Source organism: Streptomyces ossamyceticus (assembly GCF_001418475.1).
GTDB lineage: Bacteria > Actinomycetota > Actinomycetes > Streptomycetales > Streptomycetaceae > Streptomyces > Streptomyces ossamyceticus.
The window spans coordinates 1-4,305 of the sequence record NZ_LIQX01000354.1; the positions used below are offsets into that span (position 1 = coordinate 1).

The window sequence follows — 4,305 nt, forward strand, 5'->3', positions numbered from 1 at the left end:
GCCGTGACTCGGTGGTGGGGTGGCGCGTTGAGCGGGGCATGAAGAAGCGCAGCATGCTCGCCATCGCCTCCCTCGCCACCGGTTTCGTCGTCGCGGCCATCACGCCGTCACACGGCCTCGACGCCGCGGACACCCTCGGAAAGGCCGACGGGCTGAGCAAACTGGATGTCGAGGGAACCCTCGACACGGTCGGCAGGACCGTCGCCGACGACGGCCTGGCGGTCGGTAACGACGCTCTGGGGGGCACCTCGGGCAAGCAGGGCAAGGCCGGCAAGAAGGGCTGACGCCCTAGGTCGGGAGCGGCGGGTTCTCCCATCCGCCTCGCACGACACGGTGGCGGGTTCCCACTCGGTGGGAACCCGCCACCGTGTATTTCACCTCCTCATCAGCGGCTGGTTTCCGCGTCGTAGTGGAGGGCAAGCCTCAGGGGGTCAACAGAAGAGGGGGAACCGTGATCGTCTGGATCAACGGTGCGTTCGGTGCGGGGAAGACCACCACCGCACGGGAACTGATCGACCTGATCCCGAACAGCACGCTCTTCGACCCCGAGGTCATCGGCGGCGCACTGACGCACATGTTGCCGGCCAAGCGCCTCGCCGAGGTCGGCGACTTCCAGGACCTGCCGAGCTGGCGCCGGCTGGTGGTCGACACCGCCGCCGCGCTGCTCGCCGAGCTGGGCGGCACCCTCGTGGTCCCCATGACCCTGCTCCGCCAGGAGTACCGCGACGAGATCTTCGGCGGTCTCGCCGCCCGCCGCATCCCTGTACGGCATCTGCTCCTCGCACCGGCCGAAACGATCCTGCGGGAGCGAATAGCCGGGCGGGACATACCGCCCGACCTCCCCGACGGCGAGATGCGGATGCGTCAATGGGCGTACGACCACATCGCGCCCTACCGTGCCGCCCTCGGCGGCTGGCTCACGGCTGACGCCCATCTCGTCGACACGAGCGCCCTCACCCCGTATGAGACGGCGCGGCGCATCGCCGACGCCGTACGCGACGGGAACGTACCCGTGTGCGACATCGTGCAGACCCCCGAGCCGACCGCGGAGACCGTGGCCGCCGGGGTGCTGATGTTCGACGACGACGACCGGGTCCTGCTCGTCGACCCGACCTACAAGCCCGGCTGGGAGTTCCCCGGCGGTGTCGTGGAGCCCGGCGAGGCGCCGGCCCGCGCGGGCATGCGCGAGGTCGTCGAGGAGACCGGGATACGCCTCGACCACGTACCCCGGCTGCTCGTCGTCGACTGGGAGTCCCCCTCACCCCCCGGATACGGCGGACTGCGCCTCCTCTTCGACGGCGGCCGCCTCGACGCGGCCGGGTCCCAGCGGCCCGTACTGCCCGGCCCCGAGCTGCGCGGCTGGCGCTTCGTCACGGAGGAGGAGGCCGCGGGCCTGCTGCCGCCGGTCCGCTACGAACGGCTGCGGTGGGCCCTGCGGGCCCGGGAGCGGGGCGCCGCCTTCTATCTGGAGGCGGGCGCGCCCGTGTGACGGCCACCCTCGCCCCCACCCTGTGCGGGAGGCGCGTCCGGCGCCCCCGGTGGGCGGTGGTGCCGCACCGGGGACGCCTCGTCCGCTCAGCTCGCCGCGTAGTTCGTCAGGAACAGCGCCTCCGCGACCGCCATGCGCTCCAGCTCGTCCGGCGACACACTCTCGTTCACCGCGTGGATCTGCGCCTCGGGTTCGCTGAGGCCGATGAGGAGGATCTCGGCCCGCGAGTAGAGGGCGGCGAGGGTGTTGCACAGCGGGATCGAGCCGCCGTGGCCCGCGTACTGCATCTCCTGGCCCGCGTAGGCGACGGCCATGGCCGCGGCCATCGCCTCGTACGCCGGGCTGGAGGTGTCGGCGCGGAACGCCTGGCCGTGGCCGATCGGCTCGCAGCTCACCCGGGCACCCCACGGCGTGTGCGCCACGAGGTGGGCCTCCAGCAGCTTCATCGCCTCCTGGACGTCCACGCCCGGCGGGACGCGCAGCCCGATCAGCGCGCGGGCGCTCGCCTGGATCGACGGGGTCGCCCCGACCACCGGCGGGGCGTCGATGCCGAGCACGGTGGCGGCGGGGCGCGCCCAGATCCGGTCGGCGACCGTGCCGGACCCGACCAGTTCGACACCGTCGAGCACCTTGGCGTCCTCACGGAACCGCTCGTCGGCGTACTGGAGACCGTCCCAGGTTCCGTCGCCCGCGAGCCCGTCGACGGTCGTCGTGCCGTCGCCGGCGCGCAGCGAGTCGAGGACCCGGATCAGCGCGGCCAGCGCGTCGGGCGCCGCGCCGCCGAACTGCCCGGAGTGCAGGTTGCCCTCCAGGGCGTCGATCCGCACCCGCAGGAGGATCATGCCGCGCAGCGACGCGGTGACCGTCGGCAGCCCGGCACGGAAGTTGCCGGCGTCGCCGATGACCACGGTGTCGGCCGCGAGCAGCTCGGGGTGCTGTTCCGCGTACTGCTGGAGCCCGCCCGTGCCCATCTCCTCCGAGCCCTCGGCGATCAGTTTGACGGTGACGGGGACGCCGCCGTTCGCCTTGAGCGCGCGCAGCGCCAGCAGATGCATGATCACGCCGCCCTTGCAATCGGCGGCACCGCGCCCGTACCAGCGCCCGTCCCGCTCGGTCAGCTCGAACGGCGGCGAGACCCAGGCCGCCTCGTCCAGCGGCGGCTGCACGTCGTAGTGCGCGTACAGCAGGACGGTCTTCGCGCCCTCGGGCCCCGGTAGACAGCCGTACACGGACTGGGTGCCGTCGGGGGTGTCGAGCAGGGCCACGTCCTGGAAGCCCTCGGCGCGCAGCGCGTCGGCGACCCAGTTCGCGGCGCCCTCGCTCTCGCTCCTCGGGAACTGGTCGAAGTCCGCCACCGACTTGAAGGCCACCAATTCGGTGAGCTCCTCCTTCGCCCTGGGCATCAGTGAGGCGACGGTCTCGGCGACCGGGTTCGACGACATGGGCACGCTCCTCGTGGGTGCGACGTTGTGCTTCTGTGGGTGTGCGCGCGTACGCGCGTACCCGGTGTATCGGTGTAGGGCGCACGCGCTGCCGATCCTCCCACAGCGACTCTCGGTGACGACCGCCGTAGGATGCGTGGGAAAGGTGCGGCAGGCGGCTGGATCGGGAGCAGTAGACCATCGTGAGCAGCGAGAACTCTTCGGCGGACGACGTGCAGCGGGTGTGGGACGTCGTCGTGGTGGGCGCGGGGCCCGCGGGGGCTTCGGCCGCCTACGCGGCGGCGGTCGCGGGACGCAGCGTCCTGTTGCTGGAGAAGGCCGAACTGCCCCGGTACAAGACCTGCGGCGGCGGCATCATCGGCCCCTCGCGGGACGCGCTGCCCCCCGGCTTCGAACTGCCCCTCAAGGACCGCGTGCACGCCGTGACGTTCTCCCTCGACGGCCGCTACTCCCGCACACGCAAGTCCAAGCAGATGCTCTTCGGGCTGATCAACCGGCCCGAGTTCGACCAGCAGCTCGTCGAGCACGCCCAGAAGGCGGGCGCCGAACTGCGGACGGGTGTCACGGTCACCCGCGTCGAGCAGCACGGTTCTGCCGTACCGGACCGCCGCACGGTCGCCGTCGTCCTCCAGGGCGGTGAGACGCTGCTGGCGAGGGCCGTGGTCGGCGCGGACGGCAGCGCCAGCCGCATAGGGGCGCACGTCGGTGTGAAGCTGGACCAGGTCGACCTCGGTCTGGAGGCGGAGATCCCCGTCCCGGAGACCGTCGCCGAGGACTGGAAGGGCCGCGTCCTCATCGACTGGGGCCCCATGCCCGGCAGTTACGGATGGGTCTTCCCCAAGGGGGACACGCTGACGGTGGGCGTGATCTCCGCCCGCGGCGAAGGCGCCGCCACCAAGCGGTACTTGGAGGACTTCATCGGACGGCTCGGTCTCGCCGGTTTCGAACCCAGCGTCTCCTCCGGTCACTTGACGCGCTGCCGCGCCGACGACTCGCCGCTCTCCCGGGGGCGGGTGCTGGTGTGCGGGGACGCGGCGGGGCTGCTGGAGCCGTGGACGCGTGAGGGCATCTCGTTCGCGCTGCGCTCGGGGCGGCTCGCGGGGGAGTGGGCGGTCCGTATCGCCGAGGCGCACGACGCGGTGGACACCCGGCGGCAGGCGTTGAACTACGCGTTCGCCGTGAAGGCCGGCCTCGGTGTCGAGATGAGCGTGGGCAAGCGGCTGCTGATCGCCTTCGAGCGGCGGCCCGGCCTGTTCCACGCGGCGCTCACCGGCTTCCGGCCCGCGTGGCGCGCGTTCGTCGACATCACGCGCGGCTCCACGTCGCTGGGCGAGATCGTGCGCACCCACCCGATCGCCCAGCGCGCGCTGACGG

The 4,305-nt window shown here is 72.2% G+C and carries 4 protein-coding genes; 3 read left to right on the plus strand and 1 reads right to left on the minus strand.

Features of this window, described 5'->3' with window-relative positions; translation table 11 throughout:
* The first annotated feature begins 38 nt into the window (after positions 1 to 38).
* Both AOK15_RS25140 and AOK15_RS25145 read left to right on the plus strand, forming a co-directional pair.
* Positions 39 to 284 carry a hypothetical protein gene (locus tag AOK15_RS25140; RefSeq protein WP_055520631.1) on the plus strand — a complete coding sequence of 82 codons (246 nt, stop codon included), beginning with the start codon at positions 39 to 41 and terminating at the stop codon, positions 282 to 284.
* A 167-nt stretch (positions 285 to 451) separates the two neighbouring features.
* Positions 452 to 1,489: an NUDIX hydrolase gene (locus tag AOK15_RS25145; protein WP_055520632.1), complete on the plus strand. Its 1,038-nt coding sequence runs from the start codon at positions 452 to 454 to the stop codon at positions 1,487 to 1,489.
* An 86-nt stretch (positions 1,490 to 1,575) separates the two neighbouring features.
* Here AOK15_RS25145 and AOK15_RS25150 read toward each other — a convergent pair whose 3' ends face one another.
* Complete coding sequence (locus AOK15_RS25150) at positions 1,576 to 2,931, minus strand: dipeptidase (RefSeq protein ID WP_055520633.1); 1,356 nt, start codon at positions 2,929 to 2,931, stop codon at positions 1,576 to 1,578.
* A 182-nt stretch (positions 2,932 to 3,113) separates the two neighbouring features.
* On the opposite strand from AOK15_RS25150, the gene AOK15_RS25155 reads away from it, so the two are divergent.
* Positions 3,114 to 4,305: geranylgeranyl reductase family protein (locus tag AOK15_RS25155; RefSeq protein ID WP_055520634.1), on the plus strand; the 1,192-nt coding region annotated here is incomplete at its 3' end.

Bases quoted from the DNA above. Each gene is read 5' to 3' on its own strand.
- AOK15_RS25140 (WP_055520631.1), top strand. From the start codon at position 39: ATGAAGAAGCGCAGCATGCTCGCCATCGCCTCCCTCGCCACCGGTTTC.
- AOK15_RS25150 (WP_055520633.1), bottom strand. From the start codon at position 2,931: ATGTCGTCGAACCCGGTCGCCGAGACCGTCGCCTCACTGATGCCCAGG.